At 63.9% G+C, this 25859-nt stretch carries 25 protein-coding genes and 1 riboswitch; of the genes, 12 read left to right on the forward strand and 13 right to left on the reverse strand.

The window, feature by feature from the left end; genetic code table 11:
- The first annotated feature begins 4 nt into the window (after positions 1-4).
- The 7 genes from ACIQTZ_RS21585 to ACIQTZ_RS21615 all read left to right on the forward strand — a co-directional run bounded on the left by ACIQTZ_RS21585 (position 5) and on the right by ACIQTZ_RS21615 (position 6685).
- The gene (locus tag ACIQTZ_RS21585) at positions 5-712 is read left to right on the forward strand and encodes a GntR family transcriptional regulator (protein WP_400336572.1); all 708 of its coding nucleotides are present in this window, start codon (positions 5-7) and stop codon (positions 710-712) included.
- Positions 713-795: 83 nt separating this feature from the next.
- The gene (locus ACIQTZ_RS21590; protein ID WP_402983895.1) at positions 796-1584 is read left to right on the forward strand and encodes an SDR family NAD(P)-dependent oxidoreductase; all 789 of its coding nucleotides are present in this window, start codon (positions 796-798) and stop codon (positions 1582-1584) included.
- Entirely contained in the window at positions 1577-2500 is a 924-nt protein-coding gene (locus ACIQTZ_RS21595) for a sugar phosphate isomerase/epimerase family protein (RefSeq protein ID WP_402983898.1), read from the forward strand. The genes ACIQTZ_RS21590 and ACIQTZ_RS21595 overlap by 8 nt, the downstream gene beginning before the upstream one ends.
- Positions 2501-2513: 13 nt before the next feature.
- Positions 2514-3302 (forward strand): SDR family NAD(P)-dependent oxidoreductase, encoded by a 789-nt coding sequence (locus tag ACIQTZ_RS21600; protein WP_402983900.1) that lies wholly within the window; start codon positions 2514-2516, stop codon positions 3300-3302.
- Positions 3295-4077 carry an SDR family NAD(P)-dependent oxidoreductase gene (locus tag ACIQTZ_RS21605; RefSeq protein ID WP_402983903.1) on the forward strand — a complete coding sequence of 261 codons (783 nt, stop codon included), beginning with the start codon at positions 3295-3297 and terminating at the stop codon, positions 4075-4077. The genes ACIQTZ_RS21600 and ACIQTZ_RS21605 overlap by 8 nt, the downstream gene beginning before the upstream one ends.
- A gap of 25 nt (positions 4078-4102) precedes the next feature.
- The gene (locus ACIQTZ_RS21610; RefSeq protein ID WP_402983906.1) at positions 4103-5143 is read left to right on the forward strand and encodes an L-idonate 5-dehydrogenase; all 1041 of its coding nucleotides are present in this window, start codon (positions 4103-4105) and stop codon (positions 5141-5143) included.
- A gap of 222 nt (positions 5144-5365) precedes the next feature.
- Positions 5366-6685, forward strand: coding sequence for an MFS transporter (locus ACIQTZ_RS21615; protein WP_400336566.1), 1320 nt, complete (start codon positions 5366-5368; stop codon positions 6683-6685).
- A 15-nt stretch (positions 6686-6700) separates the two neighbouring features.
- Here the strand turns inward: ACIQTZ_RS21615 and ACIQTZ_RS21620 are convergent, their stop codons facing one another.
- Entirely contained in the window at positions 6701-6910 is a 210-nt protein-coding gene (locus ACIQTZ_RS21620; RefSeq protein WP_400336565.1) for a hypothetical protein, read from the reverse strand.
- 381 nt (positions 6911-7291) lie between these two features.
- Here ACIQTZ_RS21620 and ACIQTZ_RS21625 point away from each other — a divergent pair, with 381 nt between their 5' ends.
- The 3 genes from ACIQTZ_RS21625 to ACIQTZ_RS21635 all read left to right on the forward strand — a co-directional run bounded on the left by ACIQTZ_RS21625 (position 7292) and on the right by ACIQTZ_RS21635 (position 10460).
- Positions 7292-8689, forward strand: coding sequence for an MFS transporter (locus ACIQTZ_RS21625; protein ID WP_402983909.1), 1398 nt, complete (start codon positions 7292-7294; stop codon positions 8687-8689).
- Positions 8690-8764: 75 nt separating this feature from the next.
- Positions 8765-9514 carry an SDR family oxidoreductase gene (locus tag ACIQTZ_RS21630; RefSeq protein ID WP_400271825.1) on the forward strand — a complete coding sequence of 250 codons (750 nt, stop codon included), beginning with the start codon at positions 8765-8767 and terminating at the stop codon, positions 9512-9514.
- 31 nt (positions 9515-9545) lie between these two features.
- Positions 9546-10460, forward strand: coding sequence for a LysR substrate-binding domain-containing protein (locus tag ACIQTZ_RS21635; RefSeq protein ID WP_402983912.1), 915 nt, complete (start codon positions 9546-9548; stop codon positions 10458-10460).
- Here ACIQTZ_RS21635 and ACIQTZ_RS21640 read toward each other — a convergent pair.
- The 4 genes from ACIQTZ_RS21640 to ACIQTZ_RS21655 all read right to left on the reverse strand — a co-directional run bounded on the left by ACIQTZ_RS21640 (position 10449) and on the right by ACIQTZ_RS21655 (position 12351).
- Entirely contained in the window at positions 10449-10976 is a 528-nt protein-coding gene (locus ACIQTZ_RS21640; RefSeq protein WP_402983915.1) for a DUF427 domain-containing protein, read from the reverse strand. The genes ACIQTZ_RS21635 and ACIQTZ_RS21640 overlap by 12 nt on opposite strands.
- Before the next feature lie 38 nt (positions 10977-11014).
- Positions 11015-11293, reverse strand: coding sequence for a winged helix-turn-helix transcriptional regulator (locus ACIQTZ_RS21645; RefSeq protein WP_402983918.1), 279 nt, complete (start codon positions 11291-11293; stop codon positions 11015-11017).
- Positions 11290-11694: a VOC family protein gene (locus ACIQTZ_RS21650; protein ID WP_400336560.1), complete on the reverse strand. Its 405-nt coding sequence runs from the start codon at positions 11692-11694 to the stop codon at positions 11290-11292. Before ACIQTZ_RS21650 ends, ACIQTZ_RS21645 begins: the two co-directional genes overlap by 4 nt.
- A 90-nt stretch (positions 11695-11784) precedes the next feature.
- On the reverse strand, positions 11785-12351 hold the full coding sequence (locus ACIQTZ_RS21655; RefSeq protein WP_402983921.1) for a pyridoxamine 5'-phosphate oxidase family protein: 567 nt from the start codon (positions 12349-12351) through the stop codon (positions 11785-11787).
- A 128-nt stretch (positions 12352-12479) separates the two neighbouring features.
- On the opposite strand from ACIQTZ_RS21655, the gene mtr reads away from it, so the two are divergent.
- Positions 12480-13925 (forward strand): mycothione reductase, encoded by a 1446-nt coding sequence (gene mtr / locus ACIQTZ_RS21660; protein ID WP_402983927.1) that lies wholly within the window; start codon positions 12480-12482, stop codon positions 13923-13925.
- A gap of 84 nt (positions 13926-14009) precedes the next feature.
- On the opposite strand, the gene ACIQTZ_RS21665 is transcribed toward mtr, so the two are convergent.
- The 8 genes from ACIQTZ_RS21665 to ACIQTZ_RS21700 all read right to left on the reverse strand — a co-directional run bounded on the left by ACIQTZ_RS21665 (position 14010) and on the right by ACIQTZ_RS21700 (position 23946).
- On the reverse strand, positions 14010-15140 hold the full coding sequence (locus ACIQTZ_RS21665) for an ABC transporter substrate-binding protein (protein WP_402983930.1): 1131 nt from the start codon (positions 15138-15140) through the stop codon (positions 14010-14012).
- Positions 15141-15785: 645 nt separating this feature from the next.
- On the reverse strand, positions 15786-16067 hold the full coding sequence (locus ACIQTZ_RS21670) for a hypothetical protein (protein ID WP_402983933.1): 282 nt from the start codon (positions 16065-16067) through the stop codon (positions 15786-15788).
- A 149-nt stretch (positions 16068-16216) separates the two neighbouring features.
- A complete protein-coding gene (locus ACIQTZ_RS21675) occupies positions 16217-17842 on the reverse strand; it encodes a dipeptide ABC transporter ATP-binding protein (protein WP_402983936.1) in 1626 nt (541 codons plus the stop codon).
- Positions 17839-18792, reverse strand: coding sequence for an ABC transporter permease (locus tag ACIQTZ_RS21680; RefSeq protein WP_402983939.1), 954 nt, complete (start codon positions 18790-18792; stop codon positions 17839-17841). Before ACIQTZ_RS21680 ends, ACIQTZ_RS21675 begins: the two co-directional genes overlap by 4 nt.
- A gap of 10 nt (positions 18793-18802) precedes the next feature.
- Positions 18803-19750 (reverse strand): ABC transporter permease, encoded by a 948-nt coding sequence (locus ACIQTZ_RS21685; protein ID WP_402983942.1) that lies wholly within the window; start codon positions 19748-19750, stop codon positions 18803-18805.
- Between the two features lie 7 nt (positions 19751-19757).
- A complete protein-coding gene (locus ACIQTZ_RS21690; protein WP_402983945.1) occupies positions 19758-21395 on the reverse strand; it encodes an ABC transporter substrate-binding protein in 1638 nt (545 codons plus the stop codon).
- A complete protein-coding gene (locus tag ACIQTZ_RS21695) occupies positions 21392-22807 on the reverse strand; it encodes an NtaA/DmoA family FMN-dependent monooxygenase (protein WP_400336551.1) in 1416 nt (471 codons plus the stop codon). The genes ACIQTZ_RS21690 and ACIQTZ_RS21695 overlap by 4 nt, the downstream gene beginning before the upstream one ends.
- A gap of 41 nt (positions 22808-22848) precedes the next feature.
- On the reverse strand, positions 22849-23946 hold the full coding sequence (locus ACIQTZ_RS21700) for an LLM class flavin-dependent oxidoreductase (RefSeq protein ID WP_402983948.1): 1098 nt from the start codon (positions 23944-23946) through the stop codon (positions 22849-22851).
- A 35-nt stretch (positions 23947-23981) separates the two neighbouring features.
- Positions 23982-24091: riboswitch (SAM riboswitch) on the reverse strand.
- A gap of 225 nt (positions 24092-24316) precedes the next feature.
- Here ACIQTZ_RS21700 and ACIQTZ_RS21705 point away from each other — a divergent pair.
- Positions 24317-25660, forward strand: a complete 1344-nt coding sequence (locus ACIQTZ_RS21705) for a PLP-dependent cysteine synthase family protein (RefSeq protein ID WP_402983951.1) — start codon at positions 24317-24319, stop codon at positions 25658-25660.
- The last annotated feature ends 199 nt before the right edge of the window (positions 25661-25859 follow it).

Here is a 25859-nt window from a genome sequence, read left to right on the forward strand (position 1 = left end):
TGCCATGCAGACACTGAAAGAGCACGCCAGCCCCCGCCGCGTCCAAAGGTCAGGGCTGCGCGAAAGCGTCTATGAGTCCATCCTGGAGATGCTCGTGGAAAACGAGTTCGCCGAGGGCGCCCCGCTCCGGGTGGAAGCTTTGGCCCAGCTCCTGGAGGTTTCGCCCACTCCCGTCCGCGAAGCCCTGGTCCAACTGGAGGCCACGGGACTGGTCACGTATGTGTCCAACAAGGGCTACAGCGTGGCGCCACAATTATCCGCCGCGGACATGGCGTCCATGATGGACGCCCGGCTGGTACTGGAAATCGCAGCGGTCCGCCGGGCCGCGGAACTCGCCGACCCGGCCCTGGCACGCCACCTGCGTAAACTCCTGGAGGGCCAGGCGAAAGCAGCCGCGCGCGTTGCCGAACTCAAGGGCGAACGGCAGAAGTCTGCCTTGCGGGATTACCTCAAGCTCGACCACCAATTCCATGACGGAATCATGCAGGGGTGCGGCAACAAGTTCCTTTTCCGCATGGCCGCCAGCCTTGATGCCCAGGCGCAGCGCGTCCGCCAGTCGTTCCTGAACGGCATTCCGGACGCGCAAGACGTGCTCGCCGAACACCACGCCGTGGCCGAGGCGATCGCTGCCGGCGATCCGGACGCAGCGGAGAAGGCAATCACCAGGCATCTCCACCGCGTCCTGTCCCTGTCCGTCGAACAGGCAGGGTAGTCATTCCACGCCTCCCCACGGCGGCGCGCAAGGTCCAAAATTATATAGATTATCTAATTCTTGATGAAGGGAAACGAGACACCATGACAGAACCGTCACCAACGAAAGCCACGTCCCCACAGCGTGGAACGGCCGTCATCACCGGCGCAGGCTCACGCCGGGGCATCGGAGCCCGGACAGCTGCGCGCCTCGCAGCGGCCGGATGGAATCTTGGCCTCATCGACGTGGACGGCCCCGCCGTGAAGGAGCTCGCCGGACAGCTGTCAGCCGACTTTGGCGTGCAGGCCGCGGGCACCGGCTGCGACATTTCGGACGAAGCCGACGTCGACTCGGCCTTCAGGATCTTCGAGGAAGAACTGCCGCCAGTCCAGGCCGTGGTCAACATCGCCGGCATCAGTTCGCCCAAGACGTTCCTGGAGCTGGATCTTGCCACCTGGGAACGCGTGCTGCGGGTCAATGCCACGGGCACGTTCCTCATCACCCAGCGCGCCATGGCCGGCATGATCGAACGCGGCTACGGGCGCGTGGTCAACCTGGGTTCAACCGCCATGCAAAACGGAGGCGGGACGTTCAGCAAGTCATCCTACGCAGCTTCCAAGGGGGCTGTGGAAGCCTTCAGCCGGGCAATTGCCCTCGAAACCGCACAGTATGGGGTGACGGTCAACGTCATCGCACCGGCCATCATCGACACGGACATTATGGGCGGCCCCATCACGGAGGAGCGCAAACCGGCGTTCCTCGCCCAACTTCCCGTTGGACGCCTTGGCACCACTACTGAAGTCGCTGCCCTCATCGAATTCCTCATTGGCGAGGACGCCGGCTACATCACGGGATCCACCTACAACATCAACGGAGGCCTCCGCATTGGCTGAACACAGCATCGCAGCTGCCATGCTGCAATTCCCAAGTGTTGGCCCAGCCGGAGAGCCCGTCTCGGAATCCACCCCCGAGGTATGGCGTCAGCATCTTCAACCAGTAGTGGAAGCCGGCTTCACCGCCGTCGAGGTTTCCACCTCATGGCTCCGCCTCGGAGACTTGTCCAACGCCCGCCTCACCGATTTCCGGGACGTCCTGGCCGATGCCGGGCTTTCCGTGCCAGGCATCTCCGTGGTCAGGCAGAGCGTGATCCATCCGGAGCGCGGGAAGGAGAACCTTGAGTTCGCCCGCAGGACCATCGACGCGGCCGCCCAACTGGGGATCGACGTCGTGTGCCTGGGCCTGCACGACGAATTGCTGCCGGCCCAAAAGTCGGCAACCTGGTTCTGGACCGTTCCCGGACCACAACGCCCGGAGGACCCTGAGGTTCGGGACCTGGCCATCCGCCGCTACCGTGAACTCGCTGCCCACGCTGAGTCCTCGGGCGTCCGGCTCTCCCTGGAGCTCTATGAGGATACGTACCTGGGCTCCGCCGACGAAGCCGTCACGTTCCTTGAGGACATCGGCCACGCATCAGTCGGCCTGAACCCGGATGTGGGAAACCTCATCCGGCAGCAGCGTCCTGTTGAGCCTTGGGAGTACATCCTGGACAGGACGCTCCCCTACGCCAACTACTGGCACGTGAAGAACTACGCACGGCTCGAGGACCCGGCAAAGGACCTTGTCCTCACGCATCCCACTTCCCTCGAATTGGGAATCGTCAACTACCGCCAGGCCGTCCAGTACGCGATCGCCCACGGCTTCACCGGCGCCTTCGTCGTGGAGCACTACGGCGGCGACGGCCTCAGCGTTGGAGCGACGAACGCCCGCTACCTGCACACGCTTCTGCCCACCCACGCAACGCTTTCCTAGACAGGAGACCACCGTGTCACTAGCCCCCTACCCCGCCTCAGCGTTTCCGAAGGAACGCACCGCAATCGTCACCGGCGCCGCGTCCGAACGTGGCATCGGCCGGGCCACGGCCCATCACCTTGCCCGTCACGGCTGGGCCGTTGCGGTCCTGGACCGCGAACACTCCGCAAGCCAGGCGGTGGCGGAAGAGATCTCCGGGACCTACGGCGTGCCTGCCCTCGGTATCGGTGCCGACATCAGCGACCGCCGCGCGGTGGCGGATGCCGTCGCAAAGGTCGACGCCGGGCTGCCGCAATTGGTGGGACTGGTCAATAACGCCGGCATCAGCTCACCGGTCCCGTTCCTGGAAGTTTCGGACGAGGAATGGCGCCGCGTCATCGACGTGAACCTCACCGGCACCTTCCACATCACCCAGGAGGCCGCGAAAGTCATGGCCCGCCACAGCGTAGGACGCATCGTGAACATCTCTTCGGCGTCCGCCCAACGAGGCGGCGGTGTCTATGGGCGGGCCGCCTACTCCGCTTCCAAGGCCGGCCTTCTCGGCATGGCACGCACCCTCGCCAGGGAACTGGGACAGCACGGCATCACGGCGAACTCGGTTTCCCCCGGCTCCATCGACACGGACATCATGGGCGGCCGGCTCAGTGATGACCGCAAGTCCGTGCTCCTGCAGGAACTGCCTGTGGGCAGGATCGGCACCGTAGATGACGTTGCCCACGTCATCGAGTTCCTGTTGCGCGAGGAATCCGGCTACCTCACCGGCGTCACCTACGACGTGAATGGAGGATCCCACATTGCCTGAGCAGCCAGCCGCCGTCGAAAACGAACTCCAAGCTGCCGCCACCGCGGATTTCCAGGCTAACCTCACCGGAAAGACCGCAGTGATCACGGGTGCCAGCTCGGGTATTGGAAGGGCCATCGCCGAACTGTTCCTTGGCAACGGGGCTACGGTCATAGGCATCCAGCGCCGTGACGGTGGCATCGACCATCCCCGTTACTCCCACGTGGCCGCGGACCTGGCCTCCCCAGGGAGTGTGGCGCATGCAGCGAACCACATCCTTGGCCGCCACCACGTGGACATCCTGGTGAACAACGCCGGAATCAACATCCGCCATGGTTTCGAGGAATTCGTCCTGGACGACTGGGACACGGTACTCCAGGTGAACCTCCGGACAGTGGCGGAACTCATTCAGCTCTTTGGACGGCCCATGCTCGAGCGTGGCTCCGGAACCATCATCAACATGGCGTCCATGTTGTCCTTCTTCGGAGGCTTCACGGCTTCCGCTTACGCGGCCTCCAAGGGTGCCGTTGGGCAACTGACCAAATCGGTGGCCAATGAGTGGGCTGCCCGCGGGGTCAACGTCAATGCCATCGCTCCCGGGTTCATCGCCACGGAAATGAACACCGCCCTGCTGGCAGACGAGACCCGCGAACGCCAGATCCGCGAGCGGATCCCCGCCGGGCGCTGGGGCCGGCCCGCGGACATTGCCGGGGCGGCACTGTTCCTGGCGTCCGACGCTTCGCGCTACCTTCACGGCGTCGTCCTTCCGGTCGATGGCGGCTATCTCTCGCGATAAGCGACTACTTTCGAAAGGAAAGACCATGCATGCAGTAGTTGCACACGGCCCGGGCGATCTCAGGATAGAGAACCTTCCCGAGCCATCCCTGGCCCCTGACAAAGTGCTGGTGCGGGTGGTGTACGGAGGCATTTGCGGCTCCGATCTCCATTATGCAAAGGATGGCCGGAACGGCGCCTACACCATCGCCGAACCGCTGACCCTCGGCCACGAAGTGGTGGGCGTCGTGCACCAGGTGGGTGCCGCCGTCGTCAGCGCCCTGCCCGTTGGGAGCAGGGTGGCGATCCACCCCGCCCGCCCCACCCCCTTGCCCGGTGGTGTCCATGGCGCCGGTTTCAACCTGATACAGGGAGGCAGCTATTTGGGAAGTGCCTCCACGAGTCCGCACACGCAAGGCGGCTTTGCAGGGTTCATCGACGTCACACCCGAACAACTGCGGGGGCTCCCGGACGAACTCCCGCTGCGGACGGCCGCCCTTGCCGAACCGCTCGCCGTCGCGATCCACGGCGTGTCCCGCCTCGGCGACAAGGTCAAGGGCGCGAACGTCCTGGTGAGCGGTGCCGGCCCCATCGGCAACCTGGCCATCCTGGCGCTGCGCGCGGCGGGTGCGGCGAAGATCACCGCTTCGGATATCCAGGACTTTCCCTTGGAGGTTGCCCGGCAGGTAGGGGCGGACGACTTAGTCAGGCTGGGTTCGGGCGAAAAGCCACAGGACGAAGGATTCGACGTCGTTGTGGAGTGCGCGGGCGTGGTGCCATCCGTTGTGGCAGCCCTGGACGCGGCCCGCCGTGGCGGCGCTGTGCTCCAGTTGGGCATGCTGCCTGCGGGTCCCTTGCCGGTCCCCCTGGCAGGTTTGATCGCCAAGGAGCTCACATTCTTCGGCTCGCAACGTTTTGACGTGGAACTGGATGCCGCCGTGTCCCTTTTGGCGGCTGAGCCGCGGGCGGCGGCCATCGTATCGCAGGTGTTCGAGCTTTCCGAGGCGGTGGAAGCCTTCGCGTGCGCGGCAGACTCTTCGCGCTCTTCCAAGGTCCTCCTGAAGATTGGCGCCGATCCGGACCAGTAGCGGGCGCTGATAAGGCACCCCGGCATGCCGCAGGGCACTGGGGTGCCTTCGGCGTGCCCTGTGAATTGCATAAAGGATTGCTTTGCTTGCATCGGAATCCGGTATCTACGAACATCTGGTGGCCCCTGTGACCTGCGTCGCAGAATTGACCCCAAGTCCCCGCAGAAAATATAGAAAATAGATTCTGCCTCCGGACTGTGGCCCAACTCTTCAGGAGGCTTGATGTCCCAGACAGCAGCACAGGTCAACGACCTGAGCACAACCCACCAATCGGCGATCAACAAAAAGTCCGTCTTCGCAGGGCTGGCAGGAATCTTCGTCGAACTCTATGACAACGCCATCTACGGATTCCTGGCAGGCATCCTTGCGCCGGTCTTCTTTCCACAGGCGGACCCGGCCACGGGAACCCTCCTGGCCCTGGTCGCTTTCGGCATCCCGTTCTTCATACGTCCACTCGGCGCAGCCATCGGCGGCTATTGGGGTGACAAGATCGGCCGGCGCCGGGTCCTCATCGTCCTGGTGACCATGATGAGCGTGGCCACCGGATTGATCGGCGTTCTCCCCAGTGCCGCCACCATCGGCCTCGCAGCCCCCGTCTTCCTGGTGCTGCTGCGCTTCATCCAGGGCTTCTCGATGGGCGCCGAAACAGGAAACGGCAACTCCTACCTGGCCGAAAACGCTCCGCAGAACAAGCGCGGACAAGTGGTGAGCTACGCCAATGGGGCAACGTTCATTGCCATGATGTGCGGAACGCTCCTGGCGGCCGCCCTGACCGCGGGGCTGGGCACCCAGGCCATGACGGAGTGGGGATGGCGCGTGCCGTTCCTCATTGCCTTCCCCTTGGGTATCGCAGCCCTCTTCCTGCGGCTTAGCGCAGGCGAATCCCCGGAATTCGACAAGGTCAAGGATGACGGCCTGGTAGTGCGGAACCCGCTCCGCGAGGCTTTCGCCAGCCGTGACGCCCGCCGTGGGATGCTCCTGACCATCGTCCTGCCGCTCTTCAACAGCTCCGGCTACTTTGTCCTCTTCATCTACATGCCGAGCTTCATGTCCTCGCAGCTGAAGTTCTCCTCAGTGGAGGGCTTGATGGTCACCGGAGCCGCGCTTCTGGTGGGCGCCGGCACCTCGTTGCTTGCAGGCCGCCTCTCGGACAGGTTTGGCCGCAAGCCCCTGCTCGCAGGTTCATCCGGTCTGATGGTTTTGTGCGGCTTCCCCTGCTACCTGTTGCTCACGCAGGGGTCCGTGGTGTTCGCGCTGCTCGGTGCCATCATCATGTCCATCATCTTCTCCGGCACGTTCGGTGTGGTTCAGACTGCCATGACGGAACTGTTTCCCACCCGCATCCGTACGGCGGCGTACGGCTTTGGCTACAACTGCGGTACAGCCATCTTCGGTGGGGCTGCCCCGGCACTCATTGCCTTCCTCATCGGAGTCACAGGCAGCATCTGGGTTCCTGCGGCGTACTTGGTCCTGACCTCTGCTATCGCCTGCATCACCGCACTGCGGATCCGCGAGACGGCGTTCGTGCCGTTGCCGAAGTAGCAGAGCTATTCCTGCTCAGAGTCGGTCCGCGTCTTCCACCAGGGTCCACTCGGTGCTTGCATCGTGGTGCGAGGGCATGATGGTGCCTTCGAAGACGAACGTCGCCTCGGCCAGCGGTTCACGAGGCTGCCACCAGCCGTTCGCAGGGCACGGAGATCCAGTACAGGCCACCAGCGAATCCCGGCATCCGCCGGGTTCCTGGTGGTTCCTGTTGATGTTGTCCATATCAGACTCCCCCGGCCGAAGAATTGGCGTGTCCGGCAGCCTGGGAACATCGGCCGGCAGCTCAATGCTAGGCACCGCAAGCGATCGCCGCGTAAGACAAAATCAGGATGCCCCGATAGCGCTTGCTTATGGATGATGGCGCCGATCCCGGGCGGGCTACATCCATAACGTATTGCTATGTAGCGACATAAAAGCTGTCTTTGTGTGACCCACACCTCACGGATTAGTTTGATCTCAGAGGCCAGTCGGCAGAGCTGCACGAACAGACAACGCCCGTGCATAACAGCTCAAGCAGGTCCTACCGGTCGTATAACTCGAGATCCCTTTCCCAGCTCGCACAGAACCGGAAGACCGCTTCTCACCCATCGCCATGGAGACGAAATGACAAATACCACTCTTCCTAAGAAGACACCGGCCAGGGCGGCAATCGCCGCCTGGATCGGAACCACGCTGGAGTACTACGACTTCGCCGTGTACGGCACCTCATCGGCGCTGATCTTCAACGTCCTCTTCTTCTCCCCTGAGCTGCCGCAGGGCATCAGCGTGCTGCTTGCGATGGTCACCTTCGCTGTCGGCTACGCCGTACGTCCCCTCGGTTCCCTCATCCTGGGTCCGATGGGTGACCGCTTCGGCCGTAAGTTCGTCATGATGATCACCCTGTTCGGGATCGGCGGTTGCACCTTCCTGATCGGCTGCCTGCCGACGTTCGCGCAGGTCGGAGCCCTCGCGCCGATCCTGCTGGTACTCATCCGCGTCATCCAAGGTCTCTGCCTTTCCGGTGAGCAGGCCAGCGCCATCAGCATGAGCCTGGAACACTCTTCCGAGCGCCGTCGCGGGTTCATCACCAGCTTCACCACGCTGGGAGCCTCCACCGGCACGCTCTTGACGTTGCTGGTCTTCATCCCGATCGCCGCCATGCCCAAAGAGCAGCTCCTGACCTGGGGCTGGCGCATCCCGTTCTGGCTCTCCGCGCTGGTGGTAGTGGTGGCCTTCCTGATCCGCCGCCATGTCCAGGAGCCGCCGGAGTTCGTCAAGAACCAGTCTCGCAACGTGAACTCGTCTCCGCTCAAGCACCTCCTGCGCTTCCACTGGCGCGCCGTTCTCCGGATCGTTTTCTGTGCGATCATCGCCGGCACCAGCTACATGATGCAGACCTTCTCGGTTGCCTTCGGAACCACCGGATACGGGCTGGACAAACCGACCATGCTCCTGACCACCACCGTCTCGGCCGTGGTCGCCCTCGCCATCACTCCCTTGGCCGGCTTCCTGGTCGACAAGATCGGCCGCAAGACCATGTTCCTCCTGGGAACGGTTGGCGTAGGCATCACGATGATGCCCTACCTCTGGGCAATCACTACCGGCAACTGGGCGCTGATCTTCATTTTCGGCATCATCAATTACTCGCTCTTCTACTCGATGGTGAACGCCTCCTGGCCGTCCTTCTTCTCCGAGATGTTCCCCAGCCGACTGCGCGTCTCCGGTCTCGCCCTTGGCACCCAGATCGGCTTCGCTGTCTCGGGCGTCATCGGCCCGGTTCTTTCGACGGCCCTCGCAGGTCCGGATCTCAAGGGCTGGGTTGGCCCGTCCATCATCGCCCTTGGATTCATGATCATCGCTGGCGCATCGGCGCTTACCGCCAAAGAAACCACCAAGTACACGCTGGAACAGCTCGACGACCTGCATCAGAGCGAGCAGGAAAAGGCTGTCGTAGCCGCCGCAGCGGCAACGCCCGCCGGCGACGCACGCAACCTCGCCGCCCAGTCCGGCGCAGAGAAGTAGCGGTCACATCGAAGGGCGGGTGCTGTCAGTTGATTGATGGTGCCCGCCCCTTTTCCCACCTTTTTGGAGGATCCCATGTCTTTTTCCGATTACACCACCGCCCTGGTCACGGGTGCGTCCACCGGTATGGGCGCCGCGATTGCTGAGCGCCTGGCCAAGCGCGGCCTCACGGTCCACGCCGTGGCCCGGAACGAGGAACGCCTGGCCGAACTGGCCGAGCGCACCGGTGCGGTCCCGCACGTGGTGGACCTGACCGACACCGCAGCGCTGTCCGCCGCCGTCGGGGACCTCAAAGTCGACGTGCTGGTCAACTGCGCCGGAGTCTCCCGGCCCGGAAACATCCTGGATTCCTCCGAACAGGACATCGACGAACTGGTGGACGTGAACCTGCGCGGCCTGCTCCAGCTCACCCGCCTGGTCCTGCCGGGCATGGTGGAACGGGACCTGGGCCACGTGGTCAACATCAGCTCCATCGCCGGGCTCTACAACTTCTACGGCCACACGGTCTACCACGCCACCAAGGCCGCCGTGCACCAGATCTCCCGCCAGCTGCGCAACGACACCGTGGGCAAACGCATCCGCGTCACGGAGATCTGCCCGGGCCGGGTGGAGACGGAGATCTTCGGCCGCAACATGGGCGGCTCCCCCGAAGCCATGGAAGAGGCCTGGAAGACCTACTACGAAGGCTACGAATCCCTCACCACCGACGACATCGTCAACGCCCTGGACTACGCGATCGAAACCCCGCGTCACGTGAACGTGGGTATGCTCGAACTCATGCCCACCTTCCAGGTCCCCGGCGGACTCACCTTCGACCGCCGCTGACCGTTCCAAGACCACGGAGATGGAATAACGAATGGACACGCGGCGCTTGCGCTATTTCGTGAAGATCGTGGACAGCGGCACGATTACCCGTGCCGCCGAAACGCTCCACCTGGCGCAGCCCGCTCTCAGCCAGCACCTCAATGCCCTTGAAGCCGAGTTCAAGCAGCGTCTGTTGGTGCGCAGCCGCAACGGCGTCATCCCGACGGCGGCCGGGAAATCGCTGTACCGGTACGCCCAAGGCATCCTGAGGCTCGAAGATGAAGCGCGCCGGGAAATCAACACCGAGAGTTCCAGCCCCACGGGCACCGTGACGATCGGCCTGGGCACCTACACACTGTCTTCGAGCCTCACCATTCCCATACTGGATGCCATCCGATCACGGTTTCCCCGCATCGTCATCCGGGTTGTCGAAACCCTCACGGTCATCCACAGCCAGGCCATCAGGATGGGCCTGGTGGACGCGGCGCTGATCTACGATCCCGGACCGGTCAAAGGCGTCAGGTTCGAGCGCATCTCCACTGACGCCCTGGTACTGGTCACTCCTGCTGACTTCGAGCTGCCGGACAGCACCGACACTTCGGTCGCCGTCAGCTCCCTCTGCAACCTGGACTTCATGCTTCCCAGCCCCACGCACACCCTCCGCGGCCTGGTTGAACAGGCCTTCAGCAGCCTGGGCATGGAACTGACAGTTGCCATTGAGATGGATCACGGCCACTCGTTGCGGGAAGCTGTCCAGCTGGGCCTTGGCGTAACCGTGCTGCCTGAACCAGCCGCCGTCGCCATGTTTTCCGATGATCAGTTCACGATCCGGCGCATTACCGACCCGGGGCTCTCGGCTGCCTTCGCCCTGGCGACCTCCGACGACGGTCCACAATCGGCAGCCGCCGAAGTAGTCATCGAGACCATCAGGCAGATCATCCTGGACGCCGGGGTCTCACCATCCTGAAGTGCCCGGGCCTCCCTTGAAAGGCCCAACGATCTGACGGGTGATCCAACCGCCGTAAAAGCCGCCTTCTTGGAAAGTCACCTGCTCGCCATTCACACGGCAGTGCTTCATGTGTTGCGGATAAAGTGCCGCCCGGCCCCTTAGCGCCTCGAAGCCCGGTTTCGGTTCCTGGTAGGTCCAGCCACCGCGAGGGACGCTGATGCCGCCGGCCACCACGTCGAAGTAGTCCGCCCGCCCCTTGAACTCACAGAAACTCGCGCCATCAACGGGGACCAGGACACCGGCCGGAAACGCATCCAACGGCACGTAGTAGACCGGCGGATGGCTGGTTTCCAAGACGCGCACAGCATCGGTGGTGTCCACGATGACCTGCCCGCCCAGATGGACCTCAATCCGTTCCTTCCGGTTCTCTACCCTGGGCGGCCGGGGGTAGTCCCACACGGATTCCTGGCCGGGACCGGGCTTGATGGGTCGCGGGCGGGGCCTGCCGGCGAAAAATCGTTGAGCGGAAACCATGGGTCCATGATCCCACTGACGAAGCAATCCAGGTCATGTCATTCCCCGCTGCCCCAGCGTGCCAGGGCGGCGATGGCCTCGCTCAAAGCGAGCCCGCGATCGGTCAACGCGTAGGCCCGGGTGTTGTGCCGCAGGGGCAGTCGCGACAGCACGCCCGCGGTCTCGAGCTCGCGGAGCCGGGTGGCGAGTATGTTGGTGGGAATCCCGAGGTCACGCTGCAGGTCGCCGTAGCGCTGTGGCCCGTCGAGCAGCCGTTCCACGATCAGCAGGGCCCACCGTGCTCCGACAATGTCGAGGGCACTGGCGAGGTTGCTCACGCGGTAGGATCGGCGTCCGGCTTCATCCAAAACGGCGAATAGTGGTAACCATCGGGATCGTCGAATTGGCGCTGGTACATGAAGGGGTAGTCGTCGGTGTCACCGATCCGCCCGCCGGCAGCACCGGCGCGTTCGGTGAGTTCGTCAACCGCCTCACGGCTGCCGAGGTCGAACGAGACCGTGACCTTCGAGGGGGTGTCGGGACCGCCGATCAGCTCTTCGGAGCCACCGACGCTCGCATACATCTCGCGGCTGCCGAGCATGACGAATTGCTCGGGAGCGATCGCGAAACAGGACACATTGTGATCGGACATCTCGGCGTTCAGGGTCCATCCGAGGGCGGTGTAAAAGGCGGTGGAGCGCTCGACGTTCTCAACTGGGCAGGTGATGAATAGGCTCATGCGGTCATACTTGCAAAATGCAAGTGCGGCGTCAAGGCCCTGCCGCTTTGCACCCCGCAGCAACCATCCTCGCCGTCAAGCACCCGGCGGTCAGGGTACAACCTCCTGGCCATGCCAAGCTCCATTGACCAGGTCGAACTCCCATCGAACCTGCCCGTTCCCGGAGAGATCGAGCCAGTCCAGATGGTCCATTTCCAGACCCACCCAGGCGAATCTGTCGAATGCCGCCGCCTCATCGGACGTCTCCCCTGCCAGATCTTCGACGTCCATCAGAGGACTCCCCGGGATCAGTGGCGAAGCGTACAGGTGCCGACTGTGAGGGGCGAAGTGGCGCCACGCACGGGCACGCTCATCAGAATCCTCGATGATCCTCGCCGTGCCTGTGACCCGCAACTGGACCCCACGGTGGTCGTCGTACATCGTCAACGCGACCTGGGGAACCCGATCCATCTCGGAGACCTTCCCAGACGATGAGTTGGTTGCGATCATGATCCGCCTGGCCGCCCGATCGAAGGCGCGGAGGATGACAGCCCGGACTCGTGGGCCGCCATCCAGACCAACAGTGCCAAGAAAGCCCAACGTGAACCCGGTGCGCCCCTTCGTGGCATCTTCCAAGCACGACAGAAGGTATTCAAGAATCTCTTTACCTGCACCCATCCTGCTATTCTCGCAATTGGCTGGCCCCTTGGAACGACAGCCAATCTGGACCGGGCAGCCAGCTGCTGTAACGGCGTCGGACTTTGGAATCCTGTGGGTGAACAACACTGGAGAGAGTGAGGACCCCTATGCACACTGTTGCCAGCGGCATCGCCGTGGATCGACACTACGACCTGATCATCATCGGCACGGGGTCCGGGAATTCCATCCCCGGACCCGGGTTCGACGACCAGTCGATCGCGATCATCGAGGAAGGCTCCTTCGGCGGCACCTGCCTCAATGCCGGCTGCATCCCGTCCAAGATGTACGTCCATACCGCAGATACGGCACGTGAAATTGCTGAGTCGGGACGACTGGGATTGGAAGCCACAGTGAGCTCTGTCGATTGGCCGGGTCTGGTTAACCGTATCTTCGGGAACCGCATCGACCCCATCGCCGCCTCAGGTGAGGAGTACCGCCGAGGCCCGCAGACCCCGAACATCGACGTCTACGACCAGCATGCTGTTTTCGTCGGAGAACGCACGGTCCGCACCGGCCAAGGCAAGCACCAAAAGACCATCTCAGGTGATCAGATCGTCATCGCCGCCGGTTCCCGTCCCTCCATCCCTGAGGCCATCGCCTCCTCGGGCGTGCGGTACTACACCAATGAGGACATCATGCGGCTGCCCGAGCAGCCCAAGTCCGTGGTGATCATCGGCGGAGGCTACATCGCCATGGAGTTCGCCCACGTCTTCGACGCTCTCGGAACCGGCGTCACGGTTATCCCCCGTTCGACGCTCCTGCGCCACCTCGACCACGACCTCCACGACCGGTTCAACGCCCTGGCGGCACAACGCTTCGACATCCGGTCAGGCCGAACCGTGGTGGATGCCGAGCAGACTGCCCAAGGGGTTACGGTCAGGCTCGACGACGGGACCTCCGTGATGGGGGAAGTACTGCTGGTGGCCACCGGGCGGATACCCAACGGCGACCGGCTGGACCTGCCATCCGCCGGGATCGCGATGACGGAGGGAGGGCGCATCGAGGTTGATGAATACGGCAGGTCGACCACGGCCGCTGGTGTCTGGGCCCTCGGAGACGTGTCCTCCCCCTACATGCTCAAGCACGTCGCCAATGCCGAAATGCGCGCTGTACGCCACAACCTGCTGAACCCCCACGATCTTCAGCGGATGCCGCACCAGCACGTCCCCGCAGCCACATTCACCCACCCCCAGATAGCCACCGTGGGCATGACCGAGGACCAGGCCCGCGAACACGGCCACAAGGTCACCGTGAAAGTGCAGGACTACGGAGACGTCGCCTACGGCTGGGCCCTGGAAGACACCACCGGGATCTGTAAGCTCATCGCGGACCATGAGACTGGAAAACTCCTCGGTGCCCACTACATGGGCCCGCAGGCATCCACCCTCATACAGCAAATGATCACGGTGCTGGCCTTTGACCTGGACGTCCGCGACTTCGCCACCAAGCAATACTGGATACACCCCGCACTGCCCGAAGTAACGGAAAACGCCCTGCTCGGCCTCGAATTCGACAGGACCGACCAAGATGGGACGATCACCGGGCGACCCTGAGCACTTATCCCCCGGCGAGCTGGATCTTAAAAGGGAAGGTGCCCGGGCTGATAGGCCCGGGCACCTTCCTCGTTGCGTGCCTTGCTATTCCTGGCCGAGTCCGGCGGCGGAGGTCTTCTTGCCTTCTACCTCGTTCAGGGTGCGGAGGTCGAAGATGCCGTTGATGTCGGCGGTCTTGGTGGTGCCTGCGTCCACGCCGTCCTGGAGCAGCTTCTTGTACGTCCCGGCCAGCGGGTCGGTGGTGAACTTGATGTTCTGCAGCGCCCGGTCGATCACATTGGCCGGGAGTGGCTTGCCCGCGGTGTCCTTCAACACGGCGTTGATGGTGGTGGCCTTCTCCTCGGCGGAGGCGGAGTTCAGCCAGTTCACGGATTCAACGTGGCCCTTCAACAACGCCTTGACCGTCTCCGGGTGTTCGGCGGCGAACTTCTTGTTCACGATCAGGATGGTCGTGGTGAAATCACCCTTCTCCCACAAGTCCTTCTCATCCACCAGGACCTTCGCCCCGGCCTCGAGCACCAGACGGGAGGCCCACGGCTCAGGCAACCACGCGCCGTCGAGCTTTCCGTCCTGGAACAACTTCAACGTCTGGGCGTTCTCGGTGGGGTTGATGGTCACATCACCGCTGCCATCAGGGCTGGTCTTGTATCCCTGGTGACCCAGCCAGGCCCGCAGCGCCACGTCCTGGGTGCCGCCAAGCTGCGGCGAGGCCACGACCTTGCCTTTCAGGTCCGCTGCGGAGGTGATCCCGGGCTTGACCACCAACTGGGCACCACCGGCTGCCGCGCCGGCGATGATGCTGATGGACTCGCCGTTGCTCTTGACGAAGGAGTTGATGGCCGGGTTCGGGCCAATGTACGTGGCGTCGATCGCGCCGGCGTTCAGGGCCTCAATCGCGGCCGGGCCGGCGTTGAATACCTGGGTGCTGAGCTTGGTGCTGCCGAGCTCCTTGGCGATGAAGCCCTTGCTGGTACCCACCAACGCAGGGCCGTGGGTGACGTTGCTGAAGTAACCAAGCTTCAGCTCAGCCGCCGGCGAGGTGGTCACAGCCGGGGCTGCCTGGTTGTTGTTCGACACAACGGAAGCTACAGCTGCGCCGGCACCGATCAGCAGGACCACGCCTGCTGCAATGCCGATCTTGAGGGCGCGGTGTTTGGGCTTGGTGGATCCACCGGCAACGATGCGGGTGGAGGAGTTGTCTTGGGGTGACGACACGGGACGTGTTCCTTCGGGGAGAGGGCAGGCTTGCTGGATCCAAGCCTGGAACGGAGATGGTGATGCAGATGCGGGGTAGCCTGCAACCCGGACAGGTCCGTGAACGTACGGTCCGGGTCGGGAGGCGGCGGCTGCAGGAATTACTGCCCTGCGGCCTTGGCTGCATTGAGATTACGGTTGCCGCGTGACCCCAGACAATGAAAAAAGACACCTTCGGTCACTGGGAGTCGTGCACCTTCATGGACCGCAATGTGGCGTTACGCAGCGTCCGATTTCGTCATTGAATCCGGCGTCTGTGGCTCGGATTCCAAGTAGTCGGGACGTTGTTTGTGAGTACAAGTCCCCAGAACGCCCCCGGATCGTTGGCGTAAATCGAGTACAAACTACTCGTGTTCCTCCGCCCGCTGAACTGTTGACTGGTTCATGGAAGGACGGTTGGCCCCAAGCATCGCCGGACTTCCACCGCATCGCATCGGTGGTCTCCTCCAACCGGTGCCCCGGCCGTCGAAAGGCGGTCCGACCCAGAACGAAGCCGGCGGCGACAGAGTCTTCTGAGACCGAGACTCTCCCCCCAGCCGCCGCCGGCTTCAAAACCCCACTGCCGCCAAGACCTGAAACAGGCAAACCTGCAGCGCGGCCCGGGTTCTACGGAGAGGCAGCTGCCCCGGCGACGGCATCACTGTCCGTGAGGGGATCGAGGATCCGCAGACCCGGATAGACGCGGACCAGGCCCTGTTCGTCGTCGTGGGCCACGCCATGGTGTCGCAGTGCCGTGCAGAACACGTCCTGAGGTGCGGGGTTCTGGCCAGCGGTCAGGCACCAGCTCACGTACAACCCGTAAAGTGTGCCGAGGTCGAGGCTGTCGTCAAGGGTTGGGTCTTGGACTACGCGCTCGTCCAGGAAAGGGCTGATGTGGATGTCGGTCATTGCGAAGGCCTCCGGCCTCTGGGAAAAGGGCCGCCGGTTGCATCAGCGAGTTGCCCACTCTTCCAGCCCTAAAACAGCCTGTCAAACGCATCGCCTCATCGAAGAGCTGTTGCCCGGTGGCCATTGTGAAATACCGTTGCAACATTTGTTCAGCGAGTCAGCCGACGGCCCGGGATCGCACTGATGAGCGCCTTCGTGTACTCCTCCGCCGGGTTCACCAGGACGTCCGTGGCGTCGCCCATTTCCACGAGCTTCCCGGATTGCATCACTGCGACGCGGTCCGAGATTTGCTGCACCACGGCGAGATCATGCGAGATGAACAGGTAGCTCAACGACTCCTGTTCCTGCAGTTCCACCAGCAGCGACAGGATCTGGGCCTGGACTGACACATCCAAGGCCGAGACCGCCTCGTCCAGCACCACAAGTTCGGGCTTCAACGCCAACGCCCGGGCGATCGCTACGCGCTGCCTTTGCCCTCCTGAGAGCTCGGCCGGGCGCCGCGAGGCGTAGTCGGAGGGCAGATGCACTTCCTCCAGCAAGGAGCGCACCCGTTCCCGCCTCCCGCCTGGAGTGCCCTCGGAAAATGCCCCGAGCGGTTCAGCAATGATGTCCTCCACCGAGAAGCGTGGATCCACCGAGGCATAGGGACTTTGGAACACCACTTGGAAACGGCGCCGGAGCTGCCGCAGCCGTTCGCCACGCACGGAGGCGAGGTCAACGCCGTCGAACACTACCGAACCGGACGTTGGCTTCTCGAGGCGCAACAGCAGCCGCGCCACGGTGCTCTTTCCGGACCCCGATTCGCCCACCAATGCCAGTGTCTCGCCGCGTCGGATATCAAGGGAGACATCGTCCACGGCGGTGAGGCTCCGGGCACCGCCAGCTGTCCGGGGCAGCGGGAAGACCTTGCGCAAGGCGGTTGCTTCCACCAAAACGGCACCACCCGCCGTCGAACGCTCGACAGCAGATACTGTACGTAACCGCCGTGGGCTCAGCCCGGGGGCGGCCTCGATGAGTTGCCGGGTGTACTCGTGGTGCGGGTCTCCCAGGACCTCGGCCGCGGACCCTTCCTCCACAATCACGCCCTGCTTCATGACGATGATCCTGTCCGCCCGGTCAGCGGCGACGCCGAGGTCATGCGTGATCAGGAGGACAGCCGTGCCACGCTCGGTGGTCAGGGCAGCGATGTTGTCCAGGATCTGTCGCTGGACGGTGACATCCAGGGCGCTGGTGGGTTCGTCGGCGATCACGAGTTTGGGTTGCGCGGCGAGTGCCGTTGCGATCAGGACACGTTGCCGCATACCCCCGGAAAACTGGTGCGGGTACTGCCGTGCGCGGGTGTCGGCGTCACGGATGCCGCTCTCCCGCAACAGCCCAACGGCCCGCCGCCGTGCCTCCTTCTTGGGCTGGATCCTGTGGATCGTCAAGGCTTCCGCCACCTGCTCGCCCACCTTCTGGAGCGGGTCCAAGGACGCAGTGGGATCCTGGGGTATCAGACCGATCTCCCTGCCCCGGACACCCTGCCATTCCTTGCGGGTCAGTTGGGTTAGATCAACGCCGTCGAACGCAATGCTGCCGGAGGAGAATCTGGCATTGCCGGGAAGCAGGTTGATGATGGAATGCGCGGTGGTGGTCTTGCCGGAGCCTGACTCCCCCACGATTGCCACTACTTCGCCGGCATTGACGTCAAAGGACACCCCGGACACGGCAGTCTTCGCCTCGCCGTTGACCAGGTATTCCACGTGGAGGTCCTGGACCCTGAGCAGCGGGCTCACGCGCGGTTCCTTTCAGCGTCCTGGAACGCATGGGAGATGCGGTTGGTGGAAAGCACGACGGCGGCAATCACCATGCCGGGCAAGGTCACCAACCACCAGGCCGCCACCAGGTAGTCGCGGCCTCCGGCCACGAGGGAACCCCACTCGGCGGAGGGTGGTGGTGCGCCAAAGCCAAGGAAGCTCAGGGACGAAATCGAGAGCACGGCCATACCGAATTCCAGGGCAGACAACGCCAGGACCGGCCCCGCGGCGTTTGGAAGAATGTGCCGGAGCAAGATGTTGTGCCAGCGGACGCCAGCCGAGCGCGCCGCCTCGACATACACGGCCGTACTGACGCGCAGCGTCTCGGCCCGCATGATCCGGGCGAAGTTGGCCACACTTGCCACGCCTACAGCGACGGCAATGTTGATGGTCCCGAACCCCAGGACCGTGATCAGGGCCAGCGAGAGAAGGAGGCTGGGGATGGCCAGGAGCACGTCCATGACGCGCATGATCGCATCGTCCATCCAGCCGCGCAGCGATCCGGCCAGCAATCCCAACGCAGAACCCGCAACGAGCCCGACGGCCACGGCAACCGCGGTGGCCGCCAGGGATGTGGCGGAACCGTGGACCACGCGGGAGAACAAGTCGCGGCCCAGGCTGTCCGTGCCGAACCAATGCTCGGGCGAAGGTGCCTTGAGCCGTGCCGAAGGAACGCCCGTGTCCGGCGGCCAGGAGGTGAAGGCCGTCGGGACCAGGGCCCAAAGGATCACCAACGCGACAACCAGGACGGACAGCACCAGCCCGGGACGCGCCACGGCTGCCCTCGCCAGTCGCCCCGCCCGGGGGTACTTCGCGGCCACGCCCAACGCCGGGTGTACGGCTGCGGCGACTTCCCCCAGGCCGGAAGGCGGTAAAGAACCTGCGGCTTCAGGAGGGCTTTCCACCCGGGTATCAAGTTGCTGCGACATGCTGGCCCTCCTAGGCCTTGGCTCCGCGCGCGGTGTTGATGCGCGGATCCACGAGTGGGTAGATCAGATCGACAATCAGACTGGTGACCACGAAAATGGCAGCGGCCAGGACCACCAAGGTCTGCACCACGGGGATGTCCCTGCTGTTCACCGCCGTGACAGTCAGCCGGCCGATCCCTGCCCGGGAAAACACGGTCTCACTCACCACGGCTCCGGCCAGAAGGTTGCCCACCAGGATGCCCAACATGGTCAGCGTGGGAATGGCCGCATTCCGCAGGGCATGGCCAAAGTTGATCAGTGCTTCGCTGGCTCCTTTGGCCCTGATTTGCTCGATGTATGGCTCCCCGAGTGTCTGGTGAAGGCTGCGCGTGAGCAACTGGGCGATCACCGCTGAGGTGGGTATCGCCAGAGTCAACGCCGGCAACACCAGGCTCTCAGCGCCGTCGTTGCCGATCGCAGGGAACAAACGGAACCGGAAGGAGAAGAACTGAAGCAGCAGCAGGCCGATCCAGAACGTGGGCACGGCGATTCCCAACGGTGGGAGCGAGGAGAATACCGTGCGGATCCAGTGGTTGCGGCTGAACGCCGCAACCACTGCCAACACGCTTCCGAGCACCACAGCCAACGCGAAACCGGCGATGGCCAGCTTGATGGTTTCCGGCATCACTTCGGCCACCGAGGTCGTGGCAGGCACGCCGTTCTTGATCGAGACCCCGAAGTCCAATTGCAGGGCTTTCACCAAGGCAATGAAGTATTGCTCGTGGATGGGCCTGTCCAGTCCGTACTCGCTACGCAGCTTGGCCACGAGCGCAGGGTCCACGGCGTTCTGTTCGTCGCCGCTGGCCATGATGCTCACGGCGTCGCCGGGCAGCAAGTACAGGATCAGGAAGGACACGGTGTAAGCGGCCCAGAGAACGAACGCTCCCTGCAGCAACCGACGGCCGATGTAGCGGATCATGGGATGCCTACTTGCTCAGCCAGGCGTCGTAGAAGTCCAAGCGGCTGGACGCCTCAAACTTGAGGTCGTGGACCTTCCCGCTGGCAGAGATCGTGGTGGAGAGCTCGTACAGCGGGATGGAGTGTGCATCCTTGATCAGGGCTTCCTGGGCCTGGTCCACCAGCTTTTGGCGGGCATCCTTGTCCAGGGCCGCGGCCTGCTCGCCCAGGGTGTCATCAACGGGGAGCTTATCGCGGAGGTTGCTGCCACCGCGGGCAGTGTTGGAGGCAAAGACCGTGCGCAGGACGTCCGGGTCGCTTCGGGTCAGGTTGCCGTAGGAGAAGTCATAGGTCTTGTCCGCCTGGGCAGCCGTGACATCGGCGATCGTGGTGAACTTCAACTGCAGGTCAACGCCGATTTCCTTGAGCTGCTGCTGGATGAGTTCCAGGACTTCCTTTGGTGACTGCCAGTAGGTGACCTTGAAGGAGAGCTTCTCGCCGTTCTTCTCGCGGATGCCGTCCACTCCGGGCTTCCATCCGGCGTCGTCCAGGAGCTTTTTGGCACCGTCCGGATCGTGGGCCAGCAGCGAACTGTAGTCCTTGAAGTAGGGGGTGGTGTGGGACAGGACGCCCTTTGCAGGCTGGTCGGCTTCGGTCAGCAGGGTCTTGGTGATTTCTTCGCGGTTGATGGCCTTGGAGATGGCCTGTCGGACCGCGGTTTCCTTCAACTTGGGGTTGGACTCGTTGGAGTACAGGTTGTAGACGACTCCCGGGTTGGCCCGGGTTTCGTTCCAGAAGCCGTTGCCACTGAACAGTCCGATGTCCGCGGCCGAGATCGCTGCCGTCGCGTCAATCTGCCCGGACTGCAGGCTGCCCGTGCGGTTGCCTGCTTCCGGGATGATCTTGAACGTCACTGTGTCCAGGTACGCCTCGCCCTTGTTGCTGTTGGTGGAAGACGGCCAGTTGTAGCCTGCACGGCGATCGAGCACGGCTTCCTTGTCCACGGTGTAGCTCTTGACGTTGAAGGGACCCGAGCCGGAGAACTTTCCGGCGCAACGGTCTGCTTCGGAGAGCTTGGCCGACGCCGGAGACAGGAGCCCCAGGGTGAACGTGGACGTTGCCTGCAGGAACTGGGCGTTGGGCTTGGAGAAGTCCACCACAACGGTCTGCGGATCCTTGACGGTGATGGCGCTGACATCGCTCAGGTAGGTGGAGCCCAGGGTTGCCTTGGCGCCGAGGGCCTTGATGGCTTCGAAGTTGGTTTTCACCGACTGGGCGTCGATGGCAGTCCCGTCCGCGTAGCTCGCGCCGGTGCGCAGGGTGAAAGTGAAGCTGGTGGCATCAGCGTTGTTCTCGAACTTCTCGGCCAGCCACGGCACGATTTCGCCGGTCTTCGGGTCCTGCGAGGTCAAGGAGGCCACGGTCTGGCGGGCAATCGCGATCGCGTCGTTGTTGCCTACCTGCTGCGGGTCGATGCAGCCACGGTCAACGGAAACAGCGAAGTTCAGGTTCCCACCCGGAACGGGCGAGGACGCGGCACTTTGCTGCGCACCGGCGTCGGCCCCTCCACCGCAAGCGGAGGCCAGGAGCGCAATGGCTCCCAGGACGCCGGCGACGGCGGCGGGTTTCTTTCCGCGGCCTGCTGGGGCCGGTTTGGGGAGTCTCATGCGACGTCTTCGCTTTCGGTGAGTTGGGTGCTGGTGAGTGAACTGCGCTGGGTCAGCGGCGCACGGAGGCCGAGGTTTTCGCGGAGGGTGCTGCCTTCGTATTCGGTGCGGTACACGCCGCGGTCCTGCAGCCTGGGAACGAGTTCATTGACGATTTCGTCCAGGCCGGAAGGAACGATCCACGGGGTGATGTTGAAGCCGTCCACCGCCCCGGTGTGGGCGTATTCGGCAAGCTTGTCGGCGACGTCATCGTAGGATCCCACCAGGCCACGGCCATTGAGGCGGGACCTGGCGGCGACGAACTGCCGGATGGACAAGCCCTTGTCCTTGGCTTCCTCACGCCACTGGGCAGCGAGCTCCTTGGCGCTCTTGCCGTGGAAGGCGTTGCCGCGGGTGGGGTTGGTGACGTCAACCACCGGGTCGATGTCCGGGAGGGGCCCGTCGGGGTCGTACCCGGCCAGGGTGCGGCCCCAGAACTGTTCCAGGTAGGCGATGGCCGTTTCCGGACCCACCTGTTGGGAGCGGACCCATTGGTGCTTCTCTTCCGCCTCGGCGGACGTGGCTCCGAGGATGAATTCCTGTCCGGGGAAGATCTTCACGTCATCGGCCGGGCGGCCTGCCTTGAGGGTACGGGCGACGATGTCTTCGCGGAATTTCTTCGCGTCCTCCAGTTCGGGGTGCGCCGAGAAGATCACGTCGGCGTTCCGCACGGCGAAGTCCCGGCCATCGGGTGAGTCGCCGGCCTGGAACAGCACCGGGTGGTGCTGGGTGGAGCGCGGGAGGCGGCCGGTGATCTCGACGTCGAAGCTTGCATCCTTGCGGTGCACGGGAGTGATGCTGCCTTCGCGGAGCCAGCGGGCGTCGTTCCGGGACCCGGCGATTGCGCCGTCGGCCCAGGAATCCCAGATCGCTTTGGCCGTCTGGACGAACTCTTCGGCCCGGTTATAGCGGTCCTCGTGCTTGAGGAACCCGCCGCGCCGGAAGTTGGCGCCGGTCCATGCGTTGTCCGTGGTGACGATGTTCCACGCGGCGCGGCCGTCGGACAGGAGGTCCAGGCTGGCCAGCCGGTGGGCGAGGTCCGCGGGATCGTTGTAGGTGGTGTTCTGGGTAGCCACCAGGCCGATGTTGGTGGTGACAGCTGCCAGGGCAGCGAGGGCGGTCTGGGCGTCCGGGCGCCCTGCGACGTCAAGGTCGTGGATCTTGCCGAGGTGCTCGCGGAGGCGGAGGCCCTCGCCCAGGAAGAACGCGGTGAACAGGCCGCGTTCAGCGGTCTGGGCCACGCGGCGGAAGGATTCGAAATCGGTCTGCGAGCCGCTGGCTGCGTCCTTCCAGACCGTGGTGTGGTTGACGCCCTGGAAGAAGACGCCGAACTGGATCTGCCCGTTGCCTGCGATGCGGTGGTGCTTGGTCATGGGTGAGCTCTCTTGTGGTTTCTGTGATGCGTGGGCGTCGGTCAGGCCGCGGCGTAGCGGTTGGCCGGGCGGGGAAGATGGAACGTTTCCCGCAGCGTCGCGCCCGGTTTGGGTGGCGTCACCAACCCGGTCTTGTGCAGCGCGGGGAGCACCTTGTAGGCCAGTTCGGGGAGGTCGACGTCCAGGACAGCAGGCTTGAGGCGAACGCCGTCTGCCGCTGCGAACAGTGTGGTGAGCACTTCCACCAAGCCCTCAGCGCTTCCGGCGTAGCGGGCTCCGCCCTGCCATTCCTCGTGGGAGTCCAATTCGGCCAGGCGCTCGGCGGCCGTCTGTCCACGGGCATCCAGGATGACGTCCAACTCCACGAGCGTCCGCTGGGCACCAGCCGCCGCTGCCGCGTGGGCCGCCGTCGGAAGGGCCTCAACGGACGCTGCGGATACCAAGGCCACGTCTGCCTCGACGGCCGGAATGAGACCTGCGGGGGCAAATACCACCAACTGTCCCTGCAAGGGGCGGGGGATGATGGACGGTCCCTTCACGGAGAAACGCGCTCCTTCGAAGTCGGCGTAGTGGATCTTGTCCCGGTCGAGGTAGCGGCCCGTGGACACGTCCCGGAGCACGGCGTCATCTTCCCAGGAATCCCAGAGCCTGCGGCTGGCTTGGACCACATCGGCTGCCTCGGCCGCGACCTCGTTCTCTGCCAGCGGCGTGCGGCCCACGGAGCGGGCTTCCTCCAGCAGGTTCGCGGCGTTCACCAACCAACCGGCCCTGCCCTGGGAGGAGTAGTCCAGGCTGGCGAGCTGGGTTGCGACGTGGAATGGCTCAGTGAAGAGCGTTCCTGCTTCCGGAACCAGGCCCAGGGAGCCCGTGAGGGGCGCTGCGAACGCGGCGCGCTGAATGGCGTCGATACGCGTTGGGATTCCTGTGCTGCCGGCATCCACGGCCCGGGTGTCCTTGAACGTGGCAAGGTGAAATCCCGCGATATCGGCGGCCTGGACAGTCTCACGGATCCGTAAGCCCCCCAACAGCGCCTGCGGATCGTGGAGCGCCTTTCGCCACGCAGCCGGGTGGGCTCCATCGCCGTCGAGCTCCAGCCCAACAACGCGTGAACGGAATTCGGGTACAGAATTTGTAGGCATGTTCTCTCTTTTCAGAGGCCGCCGCGCGGCCGGTCGACATTCACTTGCCGCAAACGCGGCCAGGTCTGTTTCCGGAGCACCCCGCCACCTAATGCCTGAGGGTTGCCGCAGCGCGAGCCGGTCCTTGGCGCGCTGACTCTTGACCTGGAACTGAATCTAGGAGCACCTCCAAGGAATGTACAAACGCCCTGACGCGGGGCGTCAACGCGGGAAACACCGCGTCAACGGACTGCCAAATTCGTCATTTTCCACTCCGGCCTGTACCCCGCGTGACGATGCGTTGCGTCGCGTTGAGCCGCGTGTAGCGACGCCTGACGCGTTGCTCAACGGTTTTTGGCGCACCGTTTTCCTGCCTCCTAGCGTGGGCGGCATGACCGTTTACGAATCAGTCCTCGATGCCATCGGTGGCACTCCCCTGCTCCGTTTGAAGAAGCTCGGCGTGGGCGTCCGGCCACGCATTTACGCGAAGCTGGAGTTCCAGAACATTGGTGGCAGCGTCAAGGACCGGGCCGCACTGTCCATGATCCGCGCAGCTGAACAGGCCGGACTCTTAAAGGCTGGCGGGACGGTGGTTGAAGGAACCAGCGGTAATACCGGGATCGGGCTGAGCCTGGTGGCGGCACAACTGGGCTACCGTTCGGTGATCTTCGCTCCCGCTGCCACTGCAGCGGAAAAGGTCCGGCTGCTCCGGGCTTTCGGGGCAGAAGTGCACCTGGTGGCCGACTTCGTGCCGCGCTCACACCCGGACCATCTGGCGAACCGAGCGGCGGCCTTTGCAGCCTCGACCCCGGGTGCCTGGCTGGCACTCCAGTACGACAACCCGGCCAACCCCGGCGCCCACTTTGCCGGCACGGGACCTGAAATATGGAAAGACACCGAGGGTGCGGTGACGCATTTCGTTGCGAGCGTCGGAACCGGAGGGACCATCAGCGGCACCGGCCGCTACTTGAAGGAAGCCAGCGACGGCCTGGTCCAGGTCATTGCGGCAGACCCTGAGCACTCCCGCTACGGTGGCGGCAACGGCTCACTCAAATACACCGAAGGTGCCGGTCACCCCCTTCACCCGGCCTCCGCGGAGGACATTTGGCCTGAAGCGTTCGATACCACCTTGGTGGACAAGTACTTCAGCATCAGCGATCGCGACGCCATCTTCACCGCCCGCCGTGCAGCCCTGGAGGAAGGGCTGCTCATTGGCGCCACGGGAGGCACAGCCTTGGCGGCGGCTCTGGAACTTGCAGCCACGTTGGATGAAAGCCACACCATCGTTGCGGTCATCCCGGACTCGGGCAGGAACTACCTCTCCACCTATTTCGACGACGCTTGGCTCACCTCGCTCGGCTTCCTGGAACCGACGACGCCGGACGGAACCATCCGCTCGCTCCTCACCGGTGCGCCTGCCGGAGTTCATCTCCTGGCGAACGGCCTGACAGCGGCGGAGGCCGCCGTCGAACTTCACACCCGGTCGCTGGGGCCAAGCGAGCCGGCGTTCCTGGTGCTGGACCGTGGCGATAGCTTTGGAACCGTCCACCCGCGCGAAGTTGTGGGTGTAGTGACCCTGGAGTCGTTGTCCTCGGTGGATGACGCAGCTCCTGCTGCTTCGGCGGCTGTTGCTTACAGGACCGTCGCGGTCGGCGTCCCCGCCTCGGAGACGCCTGACCTGACGGAAGTAGCGGCAGTCCTGGTCGACGGTCGGATCGCCGCTACGCTGCGCTGATCCTCATCCGGTGAAACCGTGGACCTATGGTCGTAGACGGCCCTGGCAAGGCGGGGTAACTCCACCCCGTCTGCCACGCCACGCCCCCTACCGCGATCGTCCCTGCCCGGCAGCCAATTCGGCCAGATGATGGTTCCAGACACGAGTCCCTAGACACTGATCGCGCGTGCGCTTCGGAACAGTAGCAATCACTTTTCAT

This window comes from Paenarthrobacter sp. NPDC090520 (genome assembly GCF_044769205.1).
Classification (GTDB): Bacteria; Actinomycetota; Actinomycetes; order Actinomycetales; family Micrococcaceae; genus Arthrobacter.